This is a genomic window from Pseudomonas sp. NPDC096925 (assembly GCF_044762545.1).
GTDB lineage: Bacteria > Pseudomonadota > Gammaproteobacteria > Pseudomonadales > Pseudomonadaceae > Aquipseudomonas.
This window is the reverse complement of the sequence record NZ_JBIWEM010000001.1, coordinates 759,689-786,135: the sequence shown is the minus strand read 5'-3', so window position 1 is coordinate 786,135 and position 26,447 is coordinate 759,689. Positions and strand designations below refer to the sequence as shown.

Genomic DNA, 26,447 nt, shown 5'->3' with positions numbered 1-26,447 from the left:
GCATGCGCTTGCAAGCAGTACTCTTCGACATGGACGGCACCTTGCTCGACACGGCGCCGGACTTCATCGCCATCTGCCAGGCCATGCTCGCCGAGCGCGGCCTGCCGGCCGTCGATGACAAGCTGATCCGCGACGTGATCTCCGGCGGTGCCCGGGCGATGGTCGCCGCCACCTTCGCCATGAGCCCGGAGGCCGAAGGCTTCGAGCCCCTGCGCCTGGAGTTCCTCGAACGTTACCAGCGCGACTGCGCGGTGCACAGCAAGCTGTTCGACGGCATGGCCGAGCTGCTGGCCGACATCGAGAAAGGCAACCTGCTGTGGGGCGTGGTCACCAACAAGCCGGTGCGCTTCGCCGAGCCGATCATGCAACAGCTGGGCCTGGCCGAGCGTTCGGCGCTATTGATCTGCCCGGACCACGTCAAGAACAGCAAACCCGACCCCGAGCCGCTGATCCTGGCCTGCAAGACCCTGGGCCTGGACCCCGCCAGCGTACTGTTCGTCGGCGACGACCTGCGCGACATCGAGTCTGGCCGCGACGCCGGCACCCGCACGGCGGCGGTGCGCTACGGCTATATTCATCCAGAGGACAACCCCAACAACTGGGGCGCCGACGTGGTGGTGGACCACCCGCTGGAGCTGCGCAAAGTGATCGACAGCGCGCTGTGCGGCTGCTGAACCCCGTCTAGACCGCAGCACAGCCCCTGTGGGAGCGGGTTTACCCGCGAATGCGTCAGCCCAGACGACAACGGCGCCTGATCGCACGCATTCGCGGGTAAACCCGCTCCCACAGGGGACGGTGCCGCGCCAACGAACTCGAAGGACCTACCATGTTCGACTACACCGCCCGCCCCGACCTGCTGCAAGGCCGGGTCATCCTGGTTACCGGTGCCGGCCGCGGCATCGGCGCCGCTGCCGCCAAGGCCTACGCTGCACTGGGCGCCACCGTGCTGCTGCTGGGCAAGACCGAGGCCAACCTCAACGAGGTCTACGACCAGATCGAAGCCGCGGGGCACCCGCAACCGGTGGTGATCCCGTTCAACCTGGAAACCGCCCTGCCCCACCAGTACGACGAACTGGCGGTGATGATCGAGGAGCAGTTCGGCCGCCTCGACGGCCTGCTGAACAATGCTTCGATCATCGGCCCGCGCACGCCGCTGGAGCAGCTGTCGGGCGACAACTTCATGCGCGTGATGCACATCAACGTCAATGCCACCTTCATGCTCACCAGCACCCTGCTACCGCTGCTGAAGCTGTCGGAAGATGCTTCGGTGGTATTCACCAGCAGCAGCGTCGGGCGCAAGGGCCGGGCCTACTGGGGCGCCTATGGCGTGTCCAAGTTCGCCACCGAGGGCCTGATGCAAACCCTGGCCGATGAACTGGACGGCGTGGCACCGGTGCGCTCCAACAGCATCAACCCGGGCGCCACGCGCACGGCGATGCGGGCACAGGCCTACCCCAGCGAAAACCCGCAGAACAACCCGCTGCCGGAAGAGATCATGCCGGTGTACCTGTACCTGATGGGGCCGGACAGCAAAGGGGTGAATGGGCAGGCGTTCAACGCCCAGTAGGCCTGCACCGGCCTCTTCGCGGTGTACGACCGCTCCCACAGGGTTATTCACCGCCATGAGGGCAGCGCAGTACTTGTAGGAGCGGGTTTACCCGCGAAGAGGCCAGGACAGGAGAGCGATCAGCCCGCGGCCAGTGCCGGGCGCATGCGCCCCTGCTGGCGCCCTTCCAGCTGCATGCACCGCTCCAGGAACAGGTACATGCAGTCATAACTCTTGCAAATCGCCCTGCGCAGTTCGTTGCGCAGCCCCAGGGTCGGGTTCTCGCCGGCCAGGGTGCAGATGATCTCCAGCGCCTCCCACGGGTGCGCGTCGTCATACTGGGCATGCATCTTCAGCCACTTCATCGCCCGCTTGCGCTGATCCTCCGGAAAACCCAACGCATAGGTGTCGGTGGAGCACACCACCGCCGACCATTCGCCGGTCGCACCTTCGATGGCGTAGTTGGTCGCCGCCATGGAAATGGCCAGGTTCTCGGTAGCGCATACGCGCCAGCACCAGTCGTTCAGGCCGTTCAGCTCAGGCGGCACTTCCTGGGCCTGCAACTCGTGCAGGTGCACGCCATGCGCCTGGCACCAGTTCACCCAGTAGTCGGCGTGGTTGAGCTCGACACGGATGTTGCGCATCAGCCAGCGCCGCGCCATGTCTTCGCCCTGGTGCCGGCCATAGCGGGTCTTGGTCAGGTTGTGGGCCATGTACAGCGAGAATTGCTCCACCACCGGCCAGCCACCGATCAGATACTGGCGAATGGTCGATTGTTTCAACTGGCCATCGCGCAGGCGCGTGTAGAACTCATGCTCAACTACCCGGCGCTTGCTCTCGCGGCAGTCTTCAATCAGTTGCTGGGCCCATTGGGGATAGCTGGCGGGATCCATCAAAGGCCCGATACGAACGAATGCATCAATCACTTTCAGCTCCTTGATCCTTGTGATTTCTAGCTAACGAAACGTGCCAGGTGCCCGCTGCAACAGAGGCCGGGCGGCGATCCGTTGGCGCTGCAGACTGTCACAGGTGAACACCTGGGGGCGTTCGATGAGATAGCCCTGAGCGTAATCCACGCCAATTTCCTGCAAGGCCTGCTCGATCAAGGGTGTTTCGACGAATTCGGCAATGGTGCGCTTGCCCATTACGTGACCGATATGGTTGATGACCTCGACCATGGCCCGGTTGACCGGGTCGTCGAGCATGTCCTTGACGAAACTCCCGTCGATCTTCAGGTAATCCACCGGCAAATGCTTGAGATAGGCGAACGACGACATGCCGGCGCAGAAGTCATCGAGCGAGAAGCGACAACCCAGCCCCTTCAGCTCGTTGATGAAGCGAATGGCGCTGCCAAGGTTGGCTATGGCACTGGTTTCGGTGATTTCGAAACAGATCATCCGCGGCGGGATGGCGTATTCGACGAACAGGCGCTGCAGGTATTCGAGGAACTTGTCGTCGCCAATGCTCGAGCCCGACAGGTTGATCGCGCAGATCGACAGCGGCCCCTCGCGCCCTTCGTCCAGGCACTGGCGAATGACCTGGAACACATTGCGCACCACCCAGCGGTCCAGCGCGGTCATCAGGCCGTAGCGCTCGGCCGCCGGGATGAAACTGCTGGGCAGAATGGTACGGCCGCTTTCGTCGTGCAGACGCAGCAGAATCTCGATATGGCCGGGGCCTTCGAAGGTTTTCAGCGGGGCGATTTCCTGGGCGTACAGGCAGAAGCGGTTTTCCTCCAGGGCCACATGCAAGCGCTGGATCCAGGCCATTTCGCCAAAACGCATGGACAGCTCGCTGTCGTCGGCATGGTACACCTGCACGCGGTTGCGGCCCTTTTCCTTGGCCATGTAGCAGGCCATGTCGGCGGCGCGCAGCGAGCTTTCGAGGGTGCCGGGAGCCTGGGCCATGTGCACCAGGCCGACGCTGACGGTGGTGACGAACGGTCGCCCCTTCCACACGAAATGCAGGCTCTGCACCAGCTGGCGCAGTTGCTCGGCAATGCGCTCGGCCTGGTCGGGCGGGCAGTTTTCCAACAGCACACCAAATTCGTCACCCCCCAGCCGGGCCAGGGTGTCGCCTTCGCGCAGGCCGGATTGCAGCACGGCGCAGATGTGCCGCAGCAGTTCGTCGCCGGCGGCATGCCCGCAGGTGTCGTTGACCAGCTTGAACTGGTCAAGGTCGAGGAACATCAGCGAATGCCGCCCGGCCTGGCGCGCCAGGTCATTGAGCGCCTGCTCCAGGCGGTATTCGAACTCGCGGCGGTTGGCCAGGCCGGTCAGGGCGTCGTGGGTGGCCTGCCAGGACAGGTTGGCGATGTACTGGCGCTCCTGGGTCATGTCGTGCAGCACCAGCACGATACCGCTGACCTGGCCGTCACTGACGATCGGCGAACCGACCAGGTTGACCGACACAGTGCTACCGTCCAGGCGCTGGATCAGCCGGGCATGTTCAGCGCCGCCCTTGAGGCTGCCGCTGAGCACCTGCTCCACCAGGCTGCGGCCGTCTTCCTCGGCCTGCTCGTCCACCAGGCTGAACAGCGCCGACAGCGGCAGGCCCTGGGCCTGGCCGGCCTGCCAGTGGGTCAGTTGCTCGGCGGCCGGGTTCATGTAGCCGATACTGCCCTCCACATCAGCGGCAATCACCGCATCGCCGATGGCCTGCAGGGTGATCTGCGCCCGCTCCTTTTCTTCCTGCAGGGCGCTGGCAAAGGCCTGGCGCTGGGCCAGCAGCTTGCTGGAGCGACGCCAGGCAATGGCAATCAGGAACATCGCAGTCAGCAGGTTGGTGATCAGCAGTACCCGCAGCAGCATGCGCGAGCCTTCGCCCAGAGCATCGCTGAACGCCCTGGCGGCCGGGGTTACCCCTTCATTGATGGTGACGATGCGCGCCTTCCAGTCGCTGACCGTGCGGGCGTCGACCGGGCCAGCGGCGAAGCTGCTGCGCATTTCCACGGCCAGCATATCCAGCTTGCCCAGGTAGTCGTCGCCGATGTCCCAGTAGTCGATTGCCGTCTGCATGTAGCTGACGTTGCGAAAGTTGCGGTAGAACCAGATGATCCGCTCGACATCGTCAGGATGGTTGCCGCCTTGCAGCACGGCCTGGCGCGCGGCGTTCAGGTCGGGGCTGGGCTGGTCGAGCACCTCGCGCAGCTGGTAGTCGCCCTGGGGCACGGTGATAGCCTGGCGATAGCGCTGGTAGGTGCTGTCGTCGCGGGTTTCGGCGTACAGGTTGAGGTAGTAGATGGCGTCTTTCTGTGCCTTGGACCACAGGCTTTCGCCCGCGACATAGGCACGCACGGCCGAGAGCGTATAAAGGCTGAGGCTGCCCAAGGCGACCTGGAAGACCACCACGGCGATGAAGGGCCAGGTGATGCCGAGCAACTTTGGCGCTTCTAGAGTGCGATGTCCCTTCATGGAGTCCCTGTCACAGAGCAGATAAGGCGCAAATCAACCCAGACAAGCACAGCGTAGGCCATTTGCCATCCCCATGGCTGGGTTTTTTATGACAGGGAGCCTGGGGATTTTCACACGGACTTCCCGGCCCTATCGCAGGCACGCCAGCTCCCACAGGTACCCCACAATACTCAGGCCTGTGGTAATCCTGCGGGAGCTGGCTTGCCGACGACAGGGCCCGCACTGGCTGGCAAAAATTCAGCTCTGCTGCAGGTGCCCATACAACTTGGCATACAACCCACCCTCGGCAATCAGCTGCTGATGGTCGCCATCCTCGGCCACATGCCCGCCATCGAACACCAGCACCCGGTCGGCCTGTTTCACCGCCGACAGGCGGTGGGCGATGATCAGTGTGGTACGGCCGCTGAGGAAGCGCGCCAGGGCCTGGTGCAGGTTGTATTCGGTGGCGGCATCCAGGGCCGAGGTGGCTTCGTCGAGGATCACCACCTTGGGCTCGGCCAGCACCATGCGGGCAATGGCCAGGCGCTGGCGCTGGCCACCGGACAAGCGCACGCCGGAGCGCCCCACCACGCTGTCCAGGCCCTGTGGCAAGGCGGCGATGGTGGCATCCAGCTGGGCGATGCGCAGTGCCTGCCAGCAGGCCTCGTCGCTGCTGTCACGGCCCATGGTCAGGTTGGCGCGCACGGTGTCGTTGAACAATGACGGGTGCTGCAACACCACCGCGACGTTCTCGCGCAGGGTTTCCAGGCCGATTTCCTGCAGGCTGGCACCGCCAAAGCGGATGGTGCCGGCCTGGGCGCTATAAAGGCCCAGCAACAGTTGCACCAGGGTGCTCTTGCCACCACCGCTGGCACCGACGATCGCTACCTTCTCGCCTGGGGCGATGGACAGGTCGAGGTGCTCGAGCACCGGCTCGTCGGCATAGGCAAAGCGCAGGTCGCGCACTTCGATGCCCACCGTCTCGCGGCCGACGAACGGGTCACTGGCGGCCGGGTACTGCGGCTCGTCGGCACGCGCCAGCAGTTCGTTGAGGCGGCTCAACGCACCACCGGCGGCGTAGTAGGCATATTGCAGGTTGAGCAACTGCTCCACCGGGCCGATCATGAACCACAGGTAGCTGAACACCGCCAGCATCTGGCCGATCGACAGGTCGGAGAACAGCACGGTGAGCATGGCCGCGGCGCGGAAGATATCGATGCCGAACTGGAACAGCAGGCCACTGGCACGGCCGCTGGCATCGCTCTTCCATTGCGAGTCCACGGCGTAGTCACGCACTTCGCGGGCGCGCAGGCCAAGGCGACCGAGGAAGTAGCCCTGGCGGTTGCCAGCGCGGATTTCCTGGATGGCATCGAGGGTTTCCGCCAACGCCTGGGTAAACCGCGCGGTACTGTCGTTCTCGAGTTTTTTCAGGTGCTTGACGCGCTTGCCCAACTGCACGGTGAAGTAGATCACCAGCGGGTTGAACAGCAATATCAGCAAGGCCAGCTGCCAGTGCATCCAGATCAGGATGGCCGCCGTGCCGGTCAGGGTCAGCATGGCCACCAGGAAGCGGCTGAGGGTTTCGCCGACGAATTTGTCGAGGGTGTCCAGGTCGGTGACCAGGTGGGTGGTCACCGTCCCGCTGCCCAGGCTTTCGTATTCCTTCAGCGAGATGCGCTTGAGCCGCTCGATCAGGCGGATGCGCAGACGATAGACGATGTCCTTGGCCAGGCCGGCGAACAGCTTGGCCTGGATCACGTTGAACGCCAGGGCGGACAGGCGCAGGCACAGGGTCAGCAGCAACATCAGGCCGATGTAGCCGGCCGCCACCTGCCAGCTGGACGGCAGCAAGTGGTTCATCCACTTCAGCGCGGCGTCGCCATGGCCCAGCAGCACTTCGTCCACCAGCAGCGGCAGCAGCAGCGGGATGGGCACGCTGCAGCAAGCCGCCAATACGGCGATGAAGTTGGCGGACCAGAGGTTTTTCTTGTGGTGCAGGGCCAGGCGGCGGATTTCCGCCCAGCTCAGTCGATCGGCCACAGCGTGAGGCTTACCCGGCACCGGGTCGGGTGACCCAGGCACATCAAGCACAGGCGGCCTGCTGCAGCCAGCGGTCGAGCAAGGGTTGCAGGCGCTCCAGCGGCTGGTAGCCATTGGTCAGCAGGGCCAGTTGACCCTTGCGTTCGGCCAGCAGGGTCGGGAAACCGGCGATGCCCAAGTCATGGGCCCAGCTGAAATCGGCTGCGGTGGCGGCGCGGGTGTCGGCACGGGCAAAGGCCTCGGCGAACACGGCCCGGTCAAAGCCTGCCTGTTCGGCCAGTTCGACCAGATGCGGTGCAACGGTCACATCCACGCCCTGCTCGTAGAACGAACGCTGGATCAGCGCCAGCAGCAGCCAGACGCGCTCGGCGTCCAGCTCGCGGGCAGTGACCAGGGCACGGCAAGCCGGCTCGGTGTCGTAGACGAAGCCGTCGGGCATGGCCCCCTCGAAGCGGAACGGCTGGCCGGTGGCATCGGCCACTGCCTGCCAGTGTTCGAGGATGTACTTGCGGGTAGCGCTGTCCAGGGCACTGCCGCCGGTGCGCAGCCCGCCCGGCACCAGGCGGGTCGGCACGCCTGCCTCACGCGCCTGGGCGATCAGGGCCGCGGCCACTGGCGCAAAACCCCAGCACCAGGAGCACATCGGGTCCATCACATAGATCAGGCGTGCAGACATGCATCAAGCCTCGGCTTTGTAGTTGTAACCGATCGGGTGCGGCAGGTTGCGGGCCTTGGCCAGCTCGATCTGCTTCTGCCGGTCGATAGCGCTACGCCGGGTCTTCTCGCTCAGGGTGTCCCAGCAATGCGGGCAGCTGACCCCTGGCGAATAGTGCTCCGACGCGCGCTCCTCCGCATTGATCGGGTGGCGGCAGGCGTGGCACTGGTCGTACTCGCCCTCGCTCAGGTCATGGCGCACCGTGACGCGGTTGTCGAAGACGAAGCAGTCGCCGTCCCACAGGCTTTCTTCCTGAGGCACTTCCTCGAAGTATTTCAGGATGCCGCCCTTAAGATGATAGACCGCCTCGAAGCCTTCACCGAGCATGTAGCTGGAGGCTTTTTCGCAACGGATACCACCGGTGCAGAACATGGCAACCTTCTTGTGCTTGCTGGGGTCGAAGTTGGCCTTGATGTAGTCGGGGAACTCGCGGAATGTTTCGGTCTTCGGGTCGATGGCGCCCTTGAAGGTGCCGATGGCCACTTCGTAGTCGTTGCGGGTGTCGATCAGCAGCACTTCCGGGTCGCTGATCAGCGCGTTCCAGTCCTTGGGCTCGACGTAGGTGCCGACCGCCTGGTTCGGGTCCACGCCCGGCACGCCGAGGGTGACGATCTCTTTCTTGAGCTTGACCTTGGTGCGGTAGAACGGCTGTTCGTCGCAGTACGATTCCTTGTGGTCGACATCGACCAGGCGCGGGTCGTTGCGCAGCCAGGCCAGCAGGCCGTCGATGCCTTCGCGGGTGGCAGACACGGTGCCGTTGATGCCCTCGTGGGCCAGCAGCAGGGTGCCTTTGACGTTGTTGTCGAGCATGGTCTTGAGCAGCGGCTCACGCAGCTCGACGTAGTCTTCCAGGGTGACGAACTTGTACAGCGCCGCGACGACGATGGGTTGGGACATGAAGCAGGTTCTCCAGGTGGTTGCCCTCGTAAGGGGCGGACCGGGTTACACAAGAAACAGGGGGCCGCTGCGCGCCCCATCGCCGGCAAGCCAGCTCCCACAGGTATTGCGCCACACTCAAGGAGGGCACTTTACCTGTGGGAGCCGGCTTGCCGGCGATGGGCTGCACAGCAGCCCCCTTTTGGGATGTTGCGGATTCTACCAGAACAACAGCAAGGTTTCAGTGCCCGCCGCCCGCACACACCGGCGAGGCCGGTGCAACGCCGACCTTGGCCCACTCTTCGGCGGTGTAGGTGTGGATGGCCAGAGCATGGATCTCGCCCATCAGCTCACCCATGGTGGCGTACACCTTCTGGTGGCGCTTGACGCTGTTCAACCCGGCAAACTGCTCGCTGACGATCACTGCCTTGTAGTGGGTCTCCTGACCACGACTGTGCATGTGGCTTTCGTTGAGCACTTGCAGGTGTTGCGGCGCCAGGGCGGCCAGTTGCTGTTCGATACGCTGTTGCATGGTCATCGCGGCGTACTCACTTCTTCGCCGGGGCGGCGGCCTTGCCAGCGTTCGGGTCCAGTTCCTTGGTCATGTCGTCCAGCAGCTTGTTCACCACCGGTACCGCTGGCTCCAGGCTCTGCTGGGTCAGCTGGGCCGACTGCTGGGTGACCTTGGGCATTTCGCGCAGCACTTTCTTGCCCAGCGGCGATTCGTAGAACTTGACCAGGTCCTTGAGCTCCTGCTCGGTGAAGGTCTGGGTGTACAGGTCGACCATCTTCGGCTTCAGCTTGTTCCAGCCGATGGCGTTGTCCAGCGCGGCGTTGGCCTTGGCCTGGTAGCTTTCCAGCACTGGCTGCTTGGTGGCCGGGGCCTTGGTCTGGGCGAAACGCTGGGCGAACATCTGCTGGACCTGCATGTATACCGGGGTACCCAGCTTGTCAGCGTTGGCCAGGGTCAGGAATTTCTCGGCAGCAGCATTGTGGCTGGCGGTGGCAGCGAATACCTGGCCGCTGGCGCAAGCCAGGGCAACGGCGGCACAAAGGACACGGAGACGGGTCATTGCATTTCCTTCACAAGAGAGGGAGGCGGGTACCTCAAAGTAGAGCATTCTGCGCCGTGGTGGCGATGTGCTCAAGTGGCACGACGAGCGACTGAACCGCTCGGTCGAATCAGGGCCTAAACTGCGATTTCGAACTACACAGGAGTGAGTACAGAATGAGCCGTATCGAGACAGACAGCCTGGGCCCGGTCGAAGTTCCTGAGGACGCCTACTGGGGTGCGCAGACCCAGCGTTCGCTGATCAACTTCGCCATTGGCAAGGAACGCATGCCCATCGCGGTGCTGCACGCCCTGGCGCTGATCAAGAAGGCCGCGGCACGCGTCAACGACCGTAATGGCGACTTGCCGGCCGACATCGCCCGGCTGATCGAGCAGGCCGCCGACGAAGTGCTGGACGGCCAGCATGACGACCAGTTCCCGCTGGTGGTCTGGCAGACCGGCAGCGGCACCCAGAGCAACATGAACGTCAACGAAGTGATCGCCGGGCGGGCCAACGAACTGGCCGGCAAGGGCCGTGGCGGCAAGGCACCCGTGCACCCCAACGACCACGTCAACCGCTCGCAGAGTTCCAACGACTGCTTCCCCACTGCCATGCACATTGCCGCGGCGCAGGCGGTGCACGACAAGCTGCTGCCGGCCATCGCCGAGCTGTCCTCGGGGCTGGCCGAGTTGTCGGCACGCCACCACAAGCTGGTGAAGACCGGCCGCACGCACATGATGGACGCCACGCCGATCACCTTCGGCCAGGAGGTGTCGGCCTTCGTCGCCCAGCTCGACTATGCCCAGCGCGCCATCCGCGCCACCCTGCCGGCGGTGTGCGAACTGGCTCAGGGCGGCACTGCCGTGGGCACCGGGCTCAATGCACCGCATGGTTTTGCCGAAGCCGTCGCCGCCGAGCTGGCAGCGCTGTCTGGCCTGCCATTCGTCACTGCGCCGAACAAGTTCGCCGCCCTCGCCGGCCACGAGCCGCTGACCAGCCTGGCTGGCGCCCTGAAGACCCTGGCCGTGGCCCTGATGAAAATCGCCAACGACCTGCGCCTGCTGGGTTCCGGCCCGCGCGCCGGGCTGGCCGAGGTACGCCTGCCGGCCAACGAGCCAGGCAGCTCGATCATGCCAGGCAAGGTCAACCCTACCCAGTGCGAAGCGCTGTCGATGCTGGCCTGCCAGGTGCTGGGCAACGATGCTGCAATCGGCTTTGCCGCCAGCCAGGGGCATTTGCAGCTGAACGTGTTCAAGCCGGTGATCATCCACAACCTGCTGCAGTCGATCGAATTGCTGGCTGACGGCTGCCGCAACTTCCAGCAGCACTGCGTGGCGGGCATCGAGCCGGATGCCGAGCAGATGGCGGCGCACCTGGAGCGGGGGCTGATGCTGGTAACGGCGCTGAACCCGCATATTGGCTATGACAAGGCGGCGGAAATTGCCAAGAAGGCCTATGGCGAAGGCAAGACCTTGCGCGAGGCGGCATTGGAGTTGAAGTACCTGACCAATGAGCAGTTCGACCAGTGGGTGAGGCCGGAGAACATGCTGGCCCCGGGGGGCAAGGGCTGAGTCGTGCACTGCCTTTACCGGCCCTTTCGCGGGTGAACCCGCTCCCACAGGATTACCACAAGGCTGAATATTGTAGGATCCCTGTGGGAGCGGGTTCACCCGCGAAGAGGCCGGTACAGGCGATCAATGAGCCTGGGCCAACCGCGCCCTGCGCGCCCGCCACCCGGCCACCAGCGACGGCCCCAGTGCCACCAGCGCCGAGCCCAGCACCACGGTCACCGCCCCCACATAACCCAAGGCATTGATGGCCTCGGCATGCACATACTCAGGCCACACCAACGCCGCCAGCGCCACCGCGACAAAGGTCACCAGCGGGGTCAACGCCAGCGTGGCACTCACCCGCGACGCCTCCCAGTGCGCCAGCGCCTCGGCAAACGCGCCATAGGCCACCAGGGTATTCAGGCAACAGGCCAGCAACAGCCAGCCTTGCACCGGGGTCAGCTGCAAGGCCTCCAACGGGTGGACCCAGGGCGTCAGCAGCGCGGCGCAGCCGAGGTAGATCACCATCATTACCTGCTGCGAATGCCACACAGTCAGCAGTTGCTTCTGGCTAAGCGCATAGAACACCCAGATGCTGGTGGCCAGCAGGATGGTCAGCACCCCGGTGGTATAGGCGCCGAGCGAGGTCAGCAGCTCTTCCAGGCGCTGGTTGAAAAACAGGCCAAACCCCGCCAGCAGGATCAGCAGGCCCACCCCCTGCCCCAGGCTGAAACGCTCGCGGAACACGAACACGCTGGCCACCAGCAACAGCACCGGGCCGATCTGCACGACCAGTTGCGCGGTGCCCGGGCTGAGCAGGTTGAGGCCGATCAGGTACAGCACGTAGTTGCCCATCAGGCCGAGCACGGCCACTAGCACCAGGCCTTTGCCCTTGGGCGTCAGTTTGCTGAGGGAAGGCAACCTGCGCTTGGCAGCCAGCCAGGCGAACAGCAGGCCGCCGGAGACCAGCAGGCGGTACCAGGTGACGGTGACCGGGTCGACCACTTGCAGCACCTGCTTGAGCTTGATCGGCAGGATGCCCCACAGCAGCGCAGTCAGAAGTGCCAGGAACAGGCCATAGCCCCAGCGGCCGGTAGTGGTATGCATAAAGTCCTCGTTCAAGCCCGTGGTGGGGGTGATTGAATTCTACGGGCTTGGAGGGCGGGGACGGTGGCGGGTGCCGGGAAAAGAATTCATCAGGTCATTCTTCTACGGCATGGCTTGGCAGGTGTGCTGCCTGTTCTGGCCTCTTCGCGGGTAAACCCGCTCCCACAGGAATATCACAGAGTCGAATTTTGTGTGATCCCTGTGGGAGCGGGTTCACCCGCGAAGAGGCCGGCACATGCAAACAGGAACTTCGATTATTTCTTGTCCCTGGCAAACGCCGCCTCAAGCGCCTGGTTGATGGTACGCAGTACCTTCACCCGCGCCCAGCGCTTGTCGTTGGCCTCCACCAGCGTCCACGGTGCGATCTCGGTGCTGGTGCGGTCGACCATGTCCCCCACCGCCTGGACATAGTCGTCCCACTTGTCACGGTTGCGCCAGTCATCCTCGGTGATCTTGTAGCGCTTGAACGGGATCTGTTCGCGTTCTTCGAAGCGCTCCAGCTGGGTCTGCTGGTCGATCGCCAGCCAGAACTTGACCACCACCGTGCCGGCATTCACCAACTGTTCTTCGAAATCGTTGATCTCGCTGTAGGCGCGCATCCAGTCAGCCGGGCTGCAGAAGCCTTCCACCCGCTCCACCAGCACCCGGCCATACCAGGAGCGGTCGAAGATGGTGAACTTGCCGCGCGCCGGAATGTGCCGCCAGAACCGCCACAGGTATGGCTGCGCACGCTCTTCTTCAGTGGGCGCGGCAATCGGCACGATGCGGTACTGGCGCGGGTCCAGCGCGGCGGCCACGCGGCGGATGGCACCGCCCTTGCCGGCAGCATCGTTGCCTTCGAACACCGCCACCAGGGCATGTCGGCGCATGTGCTTGTGGCGCAGCAGGCCAGCCAGGCGGGCCTGCTCGGTGACCAGTTGCTCCTGATAGTCGGCCTTGTCCAGGCGCAGGGTCATGTCCAGCGCACCGAGCAGGCTGCGCTGGTCGATACTGCGGCCCAGCGGGGCGACGTTGCCCTGATGCTTGCCTTTGGGGTTGTTGGCCAGTGCCGCCTGCAGGCTTTCCAGCAGGATGCGCCCTACCGCCAGGCTGCGGTAGTTCGGGTCGACGCCCTCGATGATATGCCAAGGCGCATAGTCGCGGCTGGTGCGGCGCAGCACGCGTTCACCAAAGCGCACGAAACGGTCGTAGGTTTCCGACTGCTGCCAGTCCAGCGGGCTGATCTTCCAGCTGTGCAGCGGGTCGTCCTTGAGCGACTTCAGCCTTGCCTTCATCTGCTTCTTGGACAGGTGGAACCAGAACTTGATGATCAGCGCACCTTCGTCGCACAGCATCTCCTCCAGCCGTTCGGCGCCGGTGATGGCCTGGTCGAGCACGGCATCCTTGAACACCCCGTGTACCCGCCCCTGCAGCATCTGGCTGTACCAGTTGCCGAAGAACACGCCCATCCGCCCCTTTGGTGGCAGCGCCCGCCAGTAGCGCCAGGCCGGTGGGCGGGCCAGCTCTTCGTCGGTCTGCTGGTCGAAGGTGAGCACATCGATCATGCGCGGGTCCATCCACTCGTTGAGCAGCTTGACCGTCTCGCCCTTGCCGGCGCCTTCGATACCGTTGATCAGCACGATCACCGGGAAGCGCGCCTGCTGCTTGAGTTCGTACTGGGCTTCGAGCAGGGACTCGCGTAAAGCGGGTACCTCGGCGTCATAAGCCTCCTTGTCGATGCTGTGGCCGATTTCAGCGGATTCGAACATGCACTGGCTCCTTCAATGGATAAGCAAGACTAGCGGATTTGAAGGCTTGTGCAGTACCTGTGGGAGCGGGCGTGCCCGCGAAGAGGCCGGCACAGCCTGCGCAAACGTCCCGGATGGCATAAAATCCGCCCATCCGCTGCAACCGAGCCAACCATGTCCACCCTCCTCCAGCACGCCCAGATCGACTGGGACGACCAGGGCCGCCCCCATTCGCGGCAATACAACGACGTCTATTTCGCGGTCAACGAAGGCATCGAAGAAACCAGGCACGTGTTTCTTGGGCAAACCCGCCTGGCCGAGCGCTTTGCCAACCTCGCCCCGCACACCTGCCTGGTGATCGGCGAAACCGGTTTCGGCACCGGCATGAACTTCTACTGTGCCTGGCAACTGTTCGAGCAACACGCCCACGCCGAGACCCGCCTGCATTTCGTCAGCGTCGAAAAGTACCCCCTCGGTCGCGACGACATGGCCCGCGCCATACGCCTGTGGCCGGAACTGGCGGCCTACAGCCAGCCCCTGCTGGAGCAGTACGTGGCAGTGCACCCGGGCTTCCAGCAGTTCACCTTCGACAACGGCCGGGTCACCCTCACCCTGCTGATCGGTGATGTGCTGGAACAGCTGCCGCAACTCGATGCGCAGATCGATGTGTGGTTCCTCGACGGCTTCGCCCCGGCCAAGAACCCCGACATGTGGACCCCGGAGCTGTTCGCGCAGCTGGCACGGCTGTCACACCCGGGCACGGTGCTAGGCACCTTCACCACTACCGGCTGGGTACGCCGCAGCCTGGTCGACGCCGGCTTCGCCATGAAGAAGGTGCCGGGCATCGGCAAGAAATGGGAAGTGATGAGCGGCGCCTACGTCGGCCCTGTGCCCAGCCCCGGCGCACCGTGGTACGCGCGCCCGGCTGCCGCAGCAGGGCCGCGTGAAGCACTGGTCATAGGCGCCGGGCTCGCCGGCAGCACAACCGCCGCCAGCCTGGCCCGGCGTGGCTGGCAGGTTACCGTGCTGGAACGCCACGATACCCCGGCACAGGAAGCTTCGGGTAACCCGCAAGGGGTGCTGTACCTCAAGCTGTCCGCCCATGGCACGGCGCTGTCGCAGATGATCCTGGCCGGTTTCGGCTACACCCGGCGCCAGCTGCAGCGCCTGCAACGTGGCCGCGACTGGGATGCCTGTGGCGTGCTGCAACTGGCCTTCGACAGCAAGGAAGCCGAACGCCAGGGCAAACTGGCCGCCGCCTTCGAACATGACCTGCTGCAGCCACTGGAACGTGCAGAGGCTGAAGCCATCGCCGGGGTGGCCTTGCCGGCGGGTGGCCTGTTCTATCCCGAAGGTGGCTGGGTGCACCCGCCGGCGCTGTGCGAGCAGCAGTTGCAGCACCCGGGTATTCGCCTGCTGACGCACCAGGAGGTGCTCGACCTGCGCAAAGTCGACGGGCAGTGGCAAGCCTGGGCTGGCGAACGCCTGCTGGCCAGCGCGCCGGTGGTGGTCCTGGCCGGTGCCGCCGACGTACAGCGCTTCGAGCCGTGCGCGCAGTTGCCACTCAAGCGCATCCGCGGGCAGATCACCCGCCTGCCGGCAACCGCCGAAAGCCGCGCGCTGCGAACCGTGGTGTGCGCGGAAGGCTATGTGGCACCGCCGCGCGGGGATGAACATACCCTGGGCGCGAGCTTCGACTTCCACAGCACAGACCTGGCGCCGACGGCGGCCGAGCACCAGGGCAACCTGGCATTGCTGGACGAGATCTCTGTCGACCTGGCCCGGCGCCTGGGCACCACCGAACTGGACCCCGGGCAATTGCAGGGGCGTGCGGCGTTCCGTTGCACCAGCCCGGATTACCTGCCGATCGTCGGGCCGGTGGCGGATGCGCAGGCGTTCGCCGAGGCCTACGCAGTGCTGGGCCGGGATGCGCGCCAGGTGCCGGATGTGGCCTGCCCCTGGCTGGGCGGGTTGTATGTGAACAGTGGGCATGGGTCACGCGGGTTGATCACGGCGCCGTTGAGCGGCGAACTGGTGGCGGCGTGGGTGTGCGGGGAACCGCTGCCGTTGCCACGGGCGGTGGCGGAGGCCTGCCACCCGAACCGGTTTGCCTTGCGCAGGTTGATCCGCGGGAAGTGATTGCATCGGGTACATGCCGTTGAATTTGTTGTGGCTTTGAGACCGAGCGCCGCGCGGGCGGCGCTCGGTCTCAAAGCCACAACAAATCCAACGCCATCCCCTTCACTCCAACCTCATATAACAGATCGATCTAAAACTCTCACAAACCACATGGGTCAGTTCCTTAAGGTGCCCTAATCCGGGGCACCCCCTCCCCAACGGAAAAACCGGTAAGGACCTATGTGCGGATTAGCAGGAGAGTTGCGTTTCACCCCCATCGATCAAGCCCCTCGCCCAGCCGACCTGGCTGCGGTAGAGCGCATCACCCACCACCTGGCGCCCCGCGGCCCGGATGCCTGGGGCTTCCATAGCCAAGGCCCGATCGCCCTCGGCCACCGGCGCCTGAAAATCATGGACCTGTCCGACGGCTCTGCCCAGCCGATGGTCGACAACACCCTGGGCCTTTCGCTGGCCTTCAACGGCGCCATCTACAACTTCCCCGAACTGCGCCAGGAGCTGCAGGCCCTGGGCTACAGCTTCTGGTCCGATGGCGACACCGAGGTGCTGCTCAAGGGCTACCACGCCTGGGGCGCGGCCTTGCTGCCCAAGCTCAATGGCATGTTCGCCCTGGCCATCTGGGAGCGCGACAACCAGCGCCTGTTCCTCGCCCGCGACCGCCTGGGCGTCAAACCCCTGTACCTGTCGCGCAACGGCGAGCGCCTGCGTTTCGCCTCGACCCTCCCAGCGCTGCTCAAGGGGGGTGACATCGACCCGATGCTCGACCCGGTGGCACTCAACCACTACCTGAATTTCCACGCCGTGGTGCCGGCGCCACGCACCCTGCTGGCCAACGTGCAAAAGCTGGAACCCGGCACCTGGATGCGCATCGACCACCATGGCGAAGTGGAACGCCAGACCTGGTGGCAGCTGCACTACGGCGCCAACCCCGACGAACGTGAGCTGGACCTGGAAGGCTGGACCACCCGCGTACTCGACGCCACCCGCGACGCCGTGGCCATCCGCCAACGGGCAGCAGTGGATGTGGGTGTGCTGCTGTCTGGCGGGGTCGACTCCAGCCTGCTGGTCGGCCTGCTGCGCGAAGTGGGCGTGGACGACCTGTCGACCTTCTCCATCGGTTTCGAGGATGCCGGCGGTGAACGCGGCGACGAATTCCAGTATTCCGACCTGATTGCCAGGCACTACGGCACCCGTCACCATCAGCTGCGCATCGCCGAGCACGAGATCATCGAACAACTGCCCGCCGCCTTCCGCGCCATGAGCGAGCCGATGGTCAGCCATGACTGCATCGCCTTCTACCTGCTGTCGCGGGAAGTGGCCAGACACTGCAAGGGCGTGCAGAGCGGCCAGGGCGCCGACGAATTGTTCGCCGGCTACCACTGGTACCCGCAGGTGGACGGCGCCGCGGATGCCTTTGCCGCCTACCGCGAGGCCTTCTTCGATCGCAGCCACGCCGAGTACCGAGACACGGTGCAGGCACCTTGGCTGCTGGAAACCGACGCGGCCGGCGACTTCGTCCGTGAACACTTCGCCCGCCCTGGTGCCCCCGATGCGGTAGACAAGGCGCTGCGCCTGGACAGCACGGTGATGCTGGTCGACGACCCGGTCAAACGGGTCGACAACATGACCATGGCCTGGGGCCTGGAGGCGCGCACGCCATTCCTCGACTACCGCCTGGTGGAGCTTTCGGCGCGCATTCCGGCACGTTTCAAGCTGCCTGACGGTGGCAAGCAGGTGCTCAAGCAGGCGGCGCGGCGGGTGATCCCGCACGAGGTGATCGACCGCAAGAAGGGCTACTTCCCGGTGCCGGGCCTGAAGCACCTGGAAGGCGCTACCCTCGGCTGGGTGCGTGAGCTGCTGACCGACCCCAGCCAGGACCGCGGGCTGTTCAACCCGACCATGCTCGACCGCCTGCTGAGCAACCCACACGGCCAGTTGACGCCGCTGCGCGGCTCCAAGCTGTGGCAGCTGGCGGCGCTGAACCTGTGGCTGAGCGAACAAGGAATCTGACCGATGAAAGCTCACGAAACTGCTTACGGTCAGCGCCTGCTGCGCGGCCAGGCGCCGTCCTACGAGCGCTTGCAGGCGCGCCTGGCCGGCGATGGCAGTCAGCCCCACGACCAGCCGCGCGCCGTGCATTGCGGCTGGGGCCGGCTGCTGATCGGCCACACCTACCCCAACCCGGCCGACCTGGCCGCCGACCTGCTGGAAGAACGCCCCGGCGAGCGCGACATCGCCCTGTACGTGGCCGCGCCACAACAGCTGCTGGCCCAGGCCCCGCAGCAACTGTTCCTCGACCCCTCCGACACCCTGCGCCTGTGGTTCACCGACTACCGCCCGGCGCAGCGCGTGTTCCGCGGCTTCCGCGTGCGCCGGGCGCAGAACCCGGGCGACTGGCAGGCGATCAACACCCTGTACCAGGCGCGCAGCATGCTACCGGTCGACGCCGAGCTGCTCACTCCACTGCACCTGGGCGGCCCGGTGTACTGGCTGGCCGAGGACGAAGACAGCGGCGCAGTGATCGGCAGCGTCATGGGCCTGAACCACGCCAAGGCGTTCGACGACCCCGAGCACGGCAGCAGCCTGTGGTGCCTGGCAGTAGACCCGCACTGCACCCGCCCCGGCGTGGGTGAAGTGCTGGTGCGCCACCTGATCGAGCACTTCATGAGCCGCGGCCTGGCCTACCTGGACCTGTCGGTGCTGCACGACAACCGCCAGGCCAAGCGCCTGTACCAGAAGCTGGGTTTTCGCAACCTGCCGACCTTCGCGGTCAAGCGCAAGAACGGCATCAACGAGCAGCTGTTTCTGGGGCCTGGGCCACAAGCCGACCTCAACCCGTACGCACGCATCATCGTCGACGAAGCGCTGCGTCGAGGCATCGAGGTACAAGTGGACGATGCCGCCGGCGGGCTGTTCACCCTCAGCCTGGGCGGGCGCCGCATTCGCTGCCGTGAGTCGCTCAGCGACCTGACCAGCGCCGTGACCATGACCCTGTGCCAGGACAAGCGCCTGACCCGGCATGCCCTGCACAACGCCGGGTTGCAGGTGCCGGCGCAGCAAATGGCCGGCAATGCCGACGACAACCTGGCGTTTCTCGACGAGCACGGCGCGGTGGTGGTCAAGCCGGTCGATGGCGAGCAAGGCCAGGGGGTGGCGGTGAACCTCACCTGCATCGAAGACATCACCCACGCCGTGGCGCATGCCCGCCAGTTCGACAGCCGCGTGTTGCTGGAAAGCTTCCACGCCGGGCATGACCTGCGCATCGTGGTGATCGGCTATGAAGTGGTCGCTGCCGCCATCCGTCACCCGGCGCAGGTGCTGGGTGATGGCAAGCACAGCATCCGCCAGCTGATCGATGCCCAGAGCCGCCGACGCCAGGCGGCAACCGCTGGCGAAAGCCGCATTCCACTGGACGACGAAACCGAGCGCACCCTGCGCGCAGCGGGCTTTGGCTACGACGACGTGTTGCCCGCCAGCCAGCGCCTGGCCGTGCGGCGCACCGCCAACCTGCACACCGGCGGCACCCTGGAGGACGTGACCGAACGCCTGCACCCGGTGCTGGCCGACGCCGCCATACGCGCTGCGCGGGCGCTGGAGATTCCAGTGGTGGGGCTGGACTTCATGGTGCGTGATGCCGGGCAACCGGAGTACGTGATCATCGAGGCCAACGAGCGTGCCGGCTTGGCCAACCATGAACCACAGCCGACCGCCGAGCGTTTTATCGACCTGCTGTTTCCGCATAGCCGGCCTCTGGCGTAACCGCTGCTGGCCTCTTCGCGGGTAAACCCGCTCCCACAGGTACGGCGCTGCGCTCAGGCCCTGTGGGGTCCCTGTGGGAGCGGGTTTACCCGCGAAGAGGCCGCCGCAGGATATAAGGAGCCCCAACCATGTCCGACCGCCATCCCGAACCCGATCTCGACTACCTCAAACGCGTGCTGCTGGAGATGCTCGCCATCCCCAGCCCCACCGGTTTCACCGACACCATCGTGCGCTACGTGGCCGAACGCCTGGACGAGCTGGGCATCCCCTTCGAGCTGACCCGCCGCGGCACCATACGCGCTACCCTCAAGGGCCGGCAGACCTCACCCGACCGCGCTGTATCCGCCCACCTGGACACCATCGGCGCCAGCGTGCGCCAGTTGCAGGACAACGGCCGCCTGGCCCTGGCGCCGGTCGGTTGCTGGTCCAGCCGCTTTGCCGAAGGCAGCCGGGTCAGTGTGTTCACCGACACGGGCATATACCGTGGCAGCGTGCTGCCGCTGATGGCCAGCGGGCACGCCTTCAATACCGCCATCGACCAGATGCCGATCAGTTGGGAACACGTGGAGGTACGTCTGGATGCCTACTGCGCCACCCGTGCCGACTGCGAGGCGCTAGGCGTGAGCATCGGTGATTTCGTTGCCTTCGACCCACTGCCCGAATTCACCGAAAGTGGCCACATCAGCGCCCGCCACCTGGACGATAAAGCCGGTGTGGCAGCACTGCTGGCGGCGCTGAAAGCCGTGGTGGAAAGCGGCCGCCAGCCGCTGATCGACTGCCATCCACTGTTCACCATCACCGAGGAGACCGGCTCGGGCGCCGCTGGCGCGCTGCCTTGGGATGTCAGCGAGTTCGTGGGCATCGACATCGCTCCGGTAGCGCCAGGACAGGCCTCCAGCGAGCATGCGGTGAGCGTGGCCATGCAGGACTCGTCGGGGCCTTATGACTACCATTTGTCCCGCCATCTGCTGAAGCTGGCCGGTGACCACGACCTGCCGGTGCGGCGCGATGTGTTCCGTTACTACTTCAGCGATGCCCATTCGGCGGTGACGGCGGGGCACGATATTCGTACCGCGCTGGTGGCGTTTGGCTGCGATGCCACCCATGGGTATGAGCGGACCCATATCGACAGCCTGGCGGCGCTGAGCCGGTTGCTGTCAGCGTACCTGCTGAGCCCGCCGGTGTTTGCCAGTGATTCGCAACCGGCCAATGCATCGTTGGAACGTTTCAGCCATCAGCTGGAGCATGATGCGCAGATGGAGAGCGATACGCGGGTGCCGGCGGTGGATAGCCTGGTCGGGAACAAGCCTTGAGGGCCCAGGGGGCTGCTTTGCAGCCCCAAAATCCCGAATGTTTCGCGTAGCATGTCCCCACCAACACCCTAGGCAACGCCCACCATGCTGATCCCCTACGACCAACTGCAAGCCGAAACCCTGACCCGCCTGATCGAGGACTTCGTCACCCGCGACGGCACCGACAACGGCGACGACACCCCGCTGGAAACCCGTGTGCTGCGAGTGCGCCAGGCCTTGGCCAAGGGGCAGGCGTTCATCCTGTTCGACCCGGAAAGCCAGCAGTGCCAGTTGCTGGCCAGGCATGATGTGCCCCGCGAGCTGCTCGACTAGCAGGTACGGCCTCTTCGCGGGCACAGGCAACATCAAAACCTGCGGGCTTTACCCTGCTGCCCTTCCTTGATGCGCTTGTACACCTCGGCCCGATGCACCGGCACCTGGCGCGGGGCATCCACGCCAAAGCGCACCACCCCTTCCCGCGTCTCTACCACCATGATCCGAATGTCATCACCAATCACGATGACCTCCCCTACTTCGCGCCCTATTACCAGCATGCTCCGATCCTCCTGACGAAAGGGAAAACCGGAGCCTGCCTTGATGGCATTCGGCTACTCAATAGCTCTGCTGCGAATCAGAAGCACCCTACATCTTGAGGTAATTTTCCTTACAGACGTGTCATCGCGAATGAGCCTTGGCCCGCATTTTCACCGCCATTTCAGCCATCTCGTCATACAGCCGCTCGGGGGCCTGACGCTTCAGTTGCCAGGCCTGGCGCCCGGCCTCATGGGGCAGGATCAGGAACTCACCCGCGCCAACCTGCTGGTGGATGTAGTCGGCGATTTCCGCTGCATTGATCGGCGAGCCTTCCAGCAGCTTGCCAACCTGCGCTTTCATCGCCGGGTTCGGCCCGCGGAACGAGTCCAGCAGGTTGGTCTGGAAGAATGACGGGCACACCACGTGCACCGCCACCTCCAGCTGGCGCAGCTCTACCAGCAGGCTTTCCGACAGGGCCAGCACGCCGGCCTTGGCCACGTTGTAGTTGCTCATGCCCGGGCCCTGCATCAGCGCGGCCATCGAGGCGATATTGATGATCCGCCCCTTGCTGCGCTCCAGCAACGGCAGGAAGGCTTTGCAGCCCTTGACCACGCCCATCAGGTTGACCGCGATCTGCCAGTCCCAGTCCTCCAGCGAAAGTTCGGCGAAGAACCCGCCCGAGGCGACGCCGGCATTGTTGACGATCACATCGATGCCGCCGAATTGCTCGGTGCAGGCCTGGGCCAGGGCAGTGAGCTGGCTGTAGTCGCGCACGTCACAGCGCTGGACGAAGCCCTCGCCGCCGGCCGCGCGGGCCAGCGCCAGGGTTTCGCGCAGGCCGGCTTCGTTGACATCGGCCAGCGCCAGGCGCCAGCCCTCACGCGCCCAGCGCAGGGCGATCTCGCGACCGAGGCCGGACCCGGCGCCGGTGATCATGATGCGGTTTTGCATGGTGGCTGGCCTTGTTCTGATGGGTTGAGCAACAAGTCTAATCAAGGCCTCGGGGGCAGGCAGGGTTCATCAGGGTAGTGAATGGAAGGGCATGATTGTGTGGTCAGTTCCGGCCTCTTCGCGGGTAAACCCGCTCCCACAGGGACAGCGCAACCCACAGGCCTGTGATGATCCTGTGGAAGCAGGTTTACTCGCGAAGAGGCCGGCCCAAGCAACCACTCAAATGGAATTTTTTACACCCCCCACTAGTCCCTACTTGCAAGAGGCCAGCAGTCCGAGGCCCTTGACCTTCAACCACGCAAGGACTCCGTCATGACCACGATCCTCATCATCATCCTGATCCTTCTGCTGATTGGTGGCTTACCGGTCTTCCCGCACTCGCGCAGCTGGGGCTACGGCCCGTCCGGCATCATCGGCGTGGTGCTGGTTGTCCTGTTGGTGTTGTTGCTGCTAGGCATGATCTAGCGGCGAAAACAAAAAAACCGCGCCGAAGCGCGGTTTTTTTATTGCCGGAAGGATCAGTGCGAAACAGCCCCCGAAGCCCCCAGGCCAGTCTGCGAACGCACGAACTGCGGGAAGAACAGCGCACGTTCGTCTTCAGCAGCCTTGGACTTGTCGGTGACCGAGAAGAACCAGATGCTGACGAAGGCAATAGCCATGGAGAACAGCGCCGGGTACTCGTACGGGTAGATCGGCTTCTCGTGGCCGAGGATCTGTACCCAGATGGTCGGGCCGAGGATCATCAGCGTCACCGCACTCACCAGGCCCAGCCAGCCGCCGATCATGGCGCCGCGGGTGGTCAGCTTCTTCCAGTACATCGAGAGCAGCAGTACCGGGAAGTTGCAGCTGGCCGCGATGGAGAACGCCAGGCCGACCATGAAGGCGATGTTCTGCTTCTCGAACAGGATGCCCAGGCCGATCGCCAGCACGCCCAGGGCAACGGTGGTGATCTTCGACACGCGGATCTCGTCCTTGTCGTTGGCCTTGCCCTTGCGCCATACACTGGCGTACAGGTCGTGGGACACCGCCGAGGCACCGGCCAGGGTCAGGCCGGCAACCACCGCCAGGATGGTGGCGAAGGCCACCGCCGAGATGAAGCCGAGGAACACGCTGCCACCCACGGCGTTGGCCAGGTGCACCGCGGCCATGTTGTTACCGCCCAGCAGAGCGCCAGCGGCGTCCTTGAAGTCCGGGTTGGTGCTGACCAGCAGGATGGCGCCAAAGCCGATGATGAAGGTGAGGATGTAGAAGTAGCCAATGAAGCCGGTGGCGTACAGCACGCTCTTGCGCGCTTCCTTGGCGTCACTGACGGTGAAGAAGCGCATCAGGATGTGCGGCAGGCCGGCAGTACCGAACATCAGTGCCAGGCCCAGCGAGAACGCCGAGATCGGGTCCTTGACCAGGCCGCCCGGGCTCATGATCGCCTCGCCCTTGGCGTGCACCTTGATCGCTTCGGAGAACAGGGTGTTGAAATCGAAGCCCACGTGCTTCATCACCATCAGCGCCATGAAGCTGGCACCGGACAGCAACAGCACGGCCTTGATGATCTGTACCCAGGTGGTGGCCAGCATGCCGCCGAACAGTACGTACAGGCACATCAGGATACCCACCAGGATCACCGCCACATGGTAGTCCAGGCCGAACAGCAGCTCGATCAGCTTGCCAGCACCGACCATCTGGGCGATCAGGTAGAAGGCCACTACCACCAGCGAGCCGGAGGCCGACAGGGTGCGGATTTCTTTCTGCCCGAGGCGGTACGAGGCCACGTCGGCGAAGGTGTATTTGCCCAGGTTGCGCAGGCGTTCGGCGATCAGGAAGAGAATGATCGGCCAGCCGACCAGGAAGCCGATCGAGTAGATCAGGCCGTCGTAGCCAGAGGTGAACACAAGTGCGGAAATACCCAGGAACGAGGCAGCCGACATGTAGTCACCGGCAATCGCCAGGCCGTTCTGGAAGCCGGTGATCTTGCCACCGGCGGCGTAGTAGTCCGACGCCGACTTGTTGCGCTTGGAGGCCCAGTAGGTAATGCCGAGGGTGAAGGCGACGAAAGCCACGAACATGGCGATCGCGGAAACGTTCAGCGGTTGCTTCTGCACCTCGCCGGTCAGGGCATCGGCGGCCCACACGGCGGGTGCGAAGGCTCCGCAGGCCAGTACGGCCAGGGCTTTGGCATGGCGAATCATTGTTGCGCCTCCTTCAGGATGGCCTTGTTCAGCTCATCGAATTCGCCGTTGGCACGGCGTACGTAGATGGCGGTCAGGACGAATGCCGAGACGATCAGGCCGACGCCCAGGGGAATACCCCAGGTAATCGATGACTCAGGGCTGAGCTTGGTGCCCAGGATCTGAGGACCGTAGGCGATCAGGAGGATGAAGGCGCAGTACAGGCCGAGCATGATCGCCGAGAGAATCCAGGCGAACCGTTCGCGTTTGGTGACCAGCTCCTTGAAGCGGGGGCTGTTTTGTATCGAGAGGTAAATGCTGTCGTTCATTGTTTTTGTCCTAGCAGCACAGATAGGGGTGGAACCCACGACCCTTACTTTATGCGGCTATCGGACGCCAACCAGACGACCTTAGTCTTAGATGCAACGGTGTTTTACCGGTTGCGTAACAAAGTGATGGCCTCTTCGCGGGTAAACCCGCTCCCACAAGGAATGTGCACAAGCCTGAAGACTGTGGATATCCCTGTGGGAGCGGGTTTACCCGCGAAGCAGCAAAACTGGTCCTGACAGGTTGTTACTTGCCAGTCCACTCCTTCACACGATCAGGGTGCTTGGCCACCCAGTCCTTGGCCGCCGCTTCAGGCTTGGCGCCTTCCTGGATCGCCAGCATCACTTCGCCAATCTCGTCCTTCGACTGCCAGTTGAACTTCTTCAGGAACTCCGCCACTTCCGGGGCCTTGGTCGCCAGTTCCTTGCTGCCGATGCTGTTCACGGTTTCCGCGGCGCCATACACGCCTTTCGGGTCTTCGAGGAACTTCAGCTTCCACTTGGCGAACATCCAGTGCGGTACCCAGCCAGTCACTGCAATGGACTGCTGCTTGGCATAGGCACGGCCCAGTTCCGCAGTCATCGCCGCGCCGGAACTGGCCTGCAGCTTGTAACCGCTCAGGTCGTAGTCCTTGATGGCCTGGTCGGTCTTGAGCATTACGCCGGAGCCTGCGTCGATGCCGACGATCTTCTGCTTGAAGGTGTCGTCGGTCTTGAGGTCGGCGATGCTCACCGCCTTGACGTACTCGGGGACGATCAGGCCGATCTTGGCGTCCTTGAAGTTCGGGCCGTAGTCGACCACGTTGTCCTTGTTCTTGGCCCAGTACTCGCCATGGGTCACCGGCAACCAGGCCGACAACATGGCATCGAGCTTGCCGGTTGCCACGCCCTGCCACATGATCCCGGTGGCCACGGCCTGCAACTTCACGTCGTAACCGAGTTTCTGCTTGATCACTTCGGCGGCCACGTTGGTGGTCGCCACGCTGTCAGCCCAACCATCCACGTAACCAATGCTTACTTCTTTGGCCATTGCCTGTGCCGCACTCATGGCCAGTACCATGGCGGTGCCCACACCCAGGAAACGTCGCATTCTTGTAATAGCAGCCATCAAAGCATCCCCTCGTCAGGTCTCGGAATTTGCATCATCGTCCTGCAACAATAGTCGACCTGCTCCAGCTACGACCTGTAGCCGCCCCATATGCGACAGCACTATGCCATTAGCGGCATCGGCGTACGCCGACCTGCGCGATCCTTGCATGCCAAAGGTTTGGCGCCGGGCTAC

At 64.3% G+C, this 26,447-nt stretch carries 23 protein-coding genes; 9 read left to right on the top strand and 14 right to left on the bottom strand.

Features of this window, described 5'->3' with window-relative positions; translation table 11 throughout:
- The first annotated feature begins 2 nt into the window (after window positions 1–2).
- The gene (gene mupP, locus ACIQYU_RS03870; RefSeq protein ID WP_207829082.1) at window positions 3–674 is read left to right on the top strand and encodes an N-acetylmuramic acid 6-phosphate phosphatase MupP; all 672 of its coding nucleotides are present in this window, start codon (window positions 3–5) and stop codon (window positions 672–674) included.
- A gap of 152 nt (window positions 675–826) precedes the next feature.
- Complete coding sequence (locus ACIQYU_RS03865; protein WP_207829084.1) at window positions 827–1,567, top strand: YciK family oxidoreductase; 741 nt, start codon at window positions 827–829, stop codon at window positions 1,565–1,567.
- A 119-nt stretch (window positions 1,568–1,686) separates the two neighbouring features.
- On the opposite strand, the gene ACIQYU_RS03860 is transcribed toward ACIQYU_RS03865, so the two are convergent.
- From ACIQYU_RS03860 to ACIQYU_RS03830, 7 genes are all read right to left on the bottom strand, one after another.
- The gene (locus tag ACIQYU_RS03860) at window positions 1,687–2,472 is read right to left on the bottom strand and encodes a TenA family transcriptional regulator (protein ID WP_207829086.1); all 786 of its coding nucleotides are present in this window, start codon (window positions 2,470–2,472) and stop codon (window positions 1,687–1,689) included.
- Between the two features lie 30 nt (window positions 2,473–2,502).
- Entirely contained in the window at window positions 2,503–4,959 is a 2,457-nt protein-coding gene (locus ACIQYU_RS03855; RefSeq protein ID WP_207829088.1) for an EAL domain-containing protein, read from the bottom strand.
- Between the two features lie 237 nt (window positions 4,960–5,196).
- Window positions 5,197–7,029, bottom strand: a complete 1,833-nt coding sequence (locus ACIQYU_RS03850) for an ABC transporter ATP-binding protein (protein WP_402798309.1) — start codon at window positions 7,027–7,029, stop codon at window positions 5,197–5,199.
- Window positions 7,022–7,654, bottom strand: coding sequence for a DsbA family protein (locus ACIQYU_RS03845; RefSeq protein ID WP_402798308.1), 633 nt, complete (start codon window positions 7,652–7,654; stop codon window positions 7,022–7,024). Before ACIQYU_RS03845 ends, ACIQYU_RS03850 begins: the two co-directional genes overlap by 8 nt.
- 3 nt (window positions 7,655–7,657) lie before the next feature.
- Window positions 7,658–8,590 (bottom strand): rhodanese-related sulfurtransferase, encoded by a 933-nt coding sequence (locus ACIQYU_RS03840; protein ID WP_025338092.1) that lies wholly within the window; start codon window positions 8,588–8,590, stop codon window positions 7,658–7,660.
- A gap of 220 nt (window positions 8,591–8,810) precedes the next feature.
- Window positions 8,811–9,107: a BolA family transcriptional regulator gene (locus tag ACIQYU_RS03835; RefSeq protein WP_003252644.1), complete on the bottom strand. Its 297-nt coding sequence runs from the start codon at window positions 9,105–9,107 to the stop codon at window positions 8,811–8,813.
- Between the two features lie 10 nt (window positions 9,108–9,117).
- Entirely contained in the window at window positions 9,118–9,642 is a 525-nt protein-coding gene (locus ACIQYU_RS03830) for a DUF2059 domain-containing protein (protein ID WP_207829102.1), read from the bottom strand.
- Between the two features lie 155 nt (window positions 9,643–9,797).
- Between ACIQYU_RS03830 and ACIQYU_RS03825 the strand changes: the two genes are divergently transcribed.
- Window positions 9,798–11,192, top strand: a complete 1,395-nt coding sequence (locus ACIQYU_RS03825; RefSeq protein WP_207829105.1) for a class II fumarate hydratase — start codon at window positions 9,798–9,800, stop codon at window positions 11,190–11,192.
- Window positions 11,193–11,315: 123 nt separating this feature from the next.
- Here ACIQYU_RS03825 and ACIQYU_RS03820 read toward each other — a convergent pair whose 3' ends face one another.
- Together ACIQYU_RS03820 and pap are read right to left on the bottom strand one after the other, a co-directional pair.
- A complete protein-coding gene (locus tag ACIQYU_RS03820; protein WP_207829108.1) occupies window positions 11,316–12,278 on the bottom strand; it encodes a DMT family transporter in 963 nt (320 codons plus the stop codon).
- A 254-nt stretch (window positions 12,279–12,532) separates the two neighbouring features.
- The gene (pap, locus tag ACIQYU_RS03815; RefSeq protein ID WP_207829110.1) at window positions 12,533–14,026 is read right to left on the bottom strand and encodes a polyphosphate:AMP phosphotransferase; all 1,494 of its coding nucleotides are present in this window, start codon (window positions 14,024–14,026) and stop codon (window positions 12,533–12,535) included.
- Between the two features lie 153 nt (window positions 14,027–14,179).
- Between pap and mnmC the strand changes: the two genes are divergently transcribed.
- The 5 genes from mnmC to ACIQYU_RS03790 all read left to right on the top strand — a co-directional run bounded on the left by mnmC (window position 14,180) and on the right by ACIQYU_RS03790 (window position 21,525).
- Entirely contained in the window at window positions 14,180–16,144 is a 1,965-nt protein-coding gene (gene mnmC, locus ACIQYU_RS03810; RefSeq protein ID WP_207829126.1) for a bifunctional tRNA (5-methylaminomethyl-2-thiouridine)(34)-methyltransferase MnmD/FAD-dependent 5-carboxymethylaminomethyl-2-thiouridine(34) oxidoreductase MnmC, read from the top strand.
- Window positions 16,145–16,363: 219 nt separating this feature from the next.
- Complete coding sequence (locus ACIQYU_RS03805; protein WP_207829128.1) at window positions 16,364–18,151, top strand: N-acetylglutaminylglutamine amidotransferase; 1,788 nt, start codon at window positions 16,364–16,366, stop codon at window positions 18,149–18,151.
- A 3-nt stretch (window positions 18,152–18,154) separates the two neighbouring features.
- Window positions 18,155–19,900, top strand: a complete 1,746-nt coding sequence (gene ngg, locus ACIQYU_RS03800) for an N-acetylglutaminylglutamine synthetase (protein WP_207829131.1) — start codon at window positions 18,155–18,157, stop codon at window positions 19,898–19,900.
- Window positions 19,901–20,028: 128 nt separating this feature from the next.
- Window positions 20,029–21,213, top strand: a complete 1,185-nt coding sequence (locus tag ACIQYU_RS03795; RefSeq protein ID WP_207829140.1) for an osmoprotectant NAGGN system M42 family peptidase — start codon at window positions 20,029–20,031, stop codon at window positions 21,211–21,213.
- 84 nt (window positions 21,214–21,297) lie between these two features.
- Window positions 21,298–21,525 carry a YheU family protein gene (locus ACIQYU_RS03790; protein ID WP_051099660.1) on the top strand — a complete coding sequence of 76 codons (228 nt, stop codon included), beginning with the start codon at window positions 21,298–21,300 and terminating at the stop codon, window positions 21,523–21,525.
- Between the two features lie 32 nt (window positions 21,526–21,557).
- Here ACIQYU_RS03790 and csrA read toward each other — a convergent pair whose 3' ends face one another.
- Both csrA and ACIQYU_RS03780 read right to left on the bottom strand, forming a co-directional pair.
- Window positions 21,558–21,746 (bottom strand): carbon storage regulator CsrA, encoded by a 189-nt coding sequence (csrA, locus tag ACIQYU_RS03785; RefSeq protein WP_207829142.1) that lies wholly within the window; start codon window positions 21,744–21,746, stop codon window positions 21,558–21,560.
- Between the two features lie 121 nt (window positions 21,747–21,867).
- Window positions 21,868–22,677 (bottom strand): SDR family oxidoreductase, encoded by an 810-nt coding sequence (locus tag ACIQYU_RS03780; protein WP_207829152.1) that lies wholly within the window; start codon window positions 22,675–22,677, stop codon window positions 21,868–21,870.
- A gap of 312 nt (window positions 22,678–22,989) precedes the next feature.
- On the opposite strand from ACIQYU_RS03780, the gene ACIQYU_RS03775 reads away from it, so the two are divergent.
- A complete protein-coding gene (locus ACIQYU_RS03775) occupies window positions 22,990–23,142 on the top strand; it encodes a DUF3309 family protein (RefSeq protein WP_013971433.1) in 153 nt (50 codons plus the stop codon).
- A 53-nt stretch (window positions 23,143–23,195) separates the two neighbouring features.
- Here ACIQYU_RS03775 and ACIQYU_RS03770 read toward each other — a convergent pair whose 3' ends face one another.
- The 3 genes from ACIQYU_RS03770 to ACIQYU_RS03760 form a co-directional block, all read right to left on the bottom strand.
- Window positions 23,196–24,860 (bottom strand): cation acetate symporter, encoded by a 1,665-nt coding sequence (locus ACIQYU_RS03770; RefSeq protein WP_063911601.1) that lies wholly within the window; start codon window positions 24,858–24,860, stop codon window positions 23,196–23,198.
- Window positions 24,857–25,168 carry a DUF485 domain-containing protein gene (locus tag ACIQYU_RS03765; RefSeq protein WP_003260090.1) on the bottom strand — a complete coding sequence of 104 codons (312 nt, stop codon included), beginning with the start codon at window positions 25,166–25,168 and terminating at the stop codon, window positions 24,857–24,859. Before ACIQYU_RS03765 ends, ACIQYU_RS03770 begins: the two co-directional genes overlap by 4 nt.
- 244 nt (window positions 25,169–25,412) lie before the next feature.
- Window positions 25,413–26,273: a glycine betaine ABC transporter substrate-binding protein gene (locus ACIQYU_RS03760; RefSeq protein WP_233687907.1), complete on the bottom strand. Its 861-nt coding sequence runs from the start codon at window positions 26,271–26,273 to the stop codon at window positions 25,413–25,415.
- Between the last annotated feature and the right edge of the window lie 174 nt (window positions 26,274–26,447).

Bases quoted from the DNA above. Each gene is read 5' to 3' on its own strand.
- mupP (WP_207829082.1), top strand. From the start codon at position 3: ATGCGCTTGCAAGCAGTACTCTTCGACATGGACGGCACCTTGCTCGAC.
- ACIQYU_RS03865 (WP_207829084.1), top strand. From the start codon at position 827: ATGTTCGACTACACCGCCCGCCCCGACCTGCTGCAAGGCCGGGTCATC.
- ACIQYU_RS03855 (WP_207829088.1), bottom strand. From the start codon at position 4,959: ATGAAGGGACATCGCACTCTAGAAGCGCCAAAGTTGCTCGGCATCACC.
- ACIQYU_RS03845 (WP_402798308.1), bottom strand. From the start codon at position 7,654: ATGTCTGCACGCCTGATCTATGTGATGGACCCGATGTGCTCCTGGTGC.
- ACIQYU_RS03840 (WP_025338092.1), bottom strand. From the start codon at position 8,590: ATGTCCCAACCCATCGTCGTCGCGGCGCTGTACAAGTTCGTCACCCTG.
- ACIQYU_RS03835 (WP_003252644.1), bottom strand. From the start codon at position 9,107: ATGACCATGCAACAGCGTATCGAACAGCAACTGGCCGCCCTGGCGCCG.
- ACIQYU_RS03830 (WP_207829102.1), bottom strand. From the start codon at position 9,642: ATGACCCGTCTCCGTGTCCTTTGTGCCGCCGTTGCCCTGGCTTGCGCC.
- ACIQYU_RS03825 (WP_207829105.1), top strand. From the start codon at position 9,798: ATGAGCCGTATCGAGACAGACAGCCTGGGCCCGGTCGAAGTTCCTGAG.
- ACIQYU_RS03820 (WP_207829108.1), bottom strand. From the start codon at position 12,278: ATGCATACCACTACCGGCCGCTGGGGCTATGGCCTGTTCCTGGCACTT.
- pap (WP_207829110.1), bottom strand. From the start codon at position 14,026: ATGTTCGAATCCGCTGAAATCGGCCACAGCATCGACAAGGAGGCTTAT.
- mnmC (WP_207829126.1), top strand. From the start codon at position 14,180: ATGTCCACCCTCCTCCAGCACGCCCAGATCGACTGGGACGACCAGGGC.
- ACIQYU_RS03805 (WP_207829128.1), top strand. From the start codon at position 16,364: ATGTGCGGATTAGCAGGAGAGTTGCGTTTCACCCCCATCGATCAAGCC.
- ngg (WP_207829131.1), top strand. From the start codon at position 18,155: ATGAAAGCTCACGAAACTGCTTACGGTCAGCGCCTGCTGCGCGGCCAG.
- ACIQYU_RS03795 (WP_207829140.1), top strand. From the start codon at position 20,029: ATGTCCGACCGCCATCCCGAACCCGATCTCGACTACCTCAAACGCGTG.
- ACIQYU_RS03790 (WP_051099660.1), top strand. From the start codon at position 21,298: ATGCTGATCCCCTACGACCAACTGCAAGCCGAAACCCTGACCCGCCTG.
- csrA (WP_207829142.1), bottom strand. From the start codon at position 21,746: ATGCTGGTAATAGGGCGCGAAGTAGGGGAGGTCATCGTGATTGGTGAT.
- ACIQYU_RS03780 (WP_207829152.1), bottom strand. From the start codon at position 22,677: ATGCAAAACCGCATCATGATCACCGGCGCCGGGTCCGGCCTCGGTCGC.
- ACIQYU_RS03775 (WP_013971433.1), top strand. From the start codon at position 22,990: ATGACCACGATCCTCATCATCATCCTGATCCTTCTGCTGATTGGTGGC.
- ACIQYU_RS03770 (WP_063911601.1), bottom strand. From the start codon at position 24,860: ATGATTCGCCATGCCAAAGCCCTGGCCGTACTGGCCTGCGGAGCCTTC.
- ACIQYU_RS03765 (WP_003260090.1), bottom strand. From the start codon at position 25,168: ATGAACGACAGCATTTACCTCTCGATACAAAACAGCCCCCGCTTCAAG.
- ACIQYU_RS03760 (WP_233687907.1), bottom strand. From the start codon at position 26,273: ATGGCTGCTATTACAAGAATGCGACGTTTCCTGGGTGTGGGCACCGCC.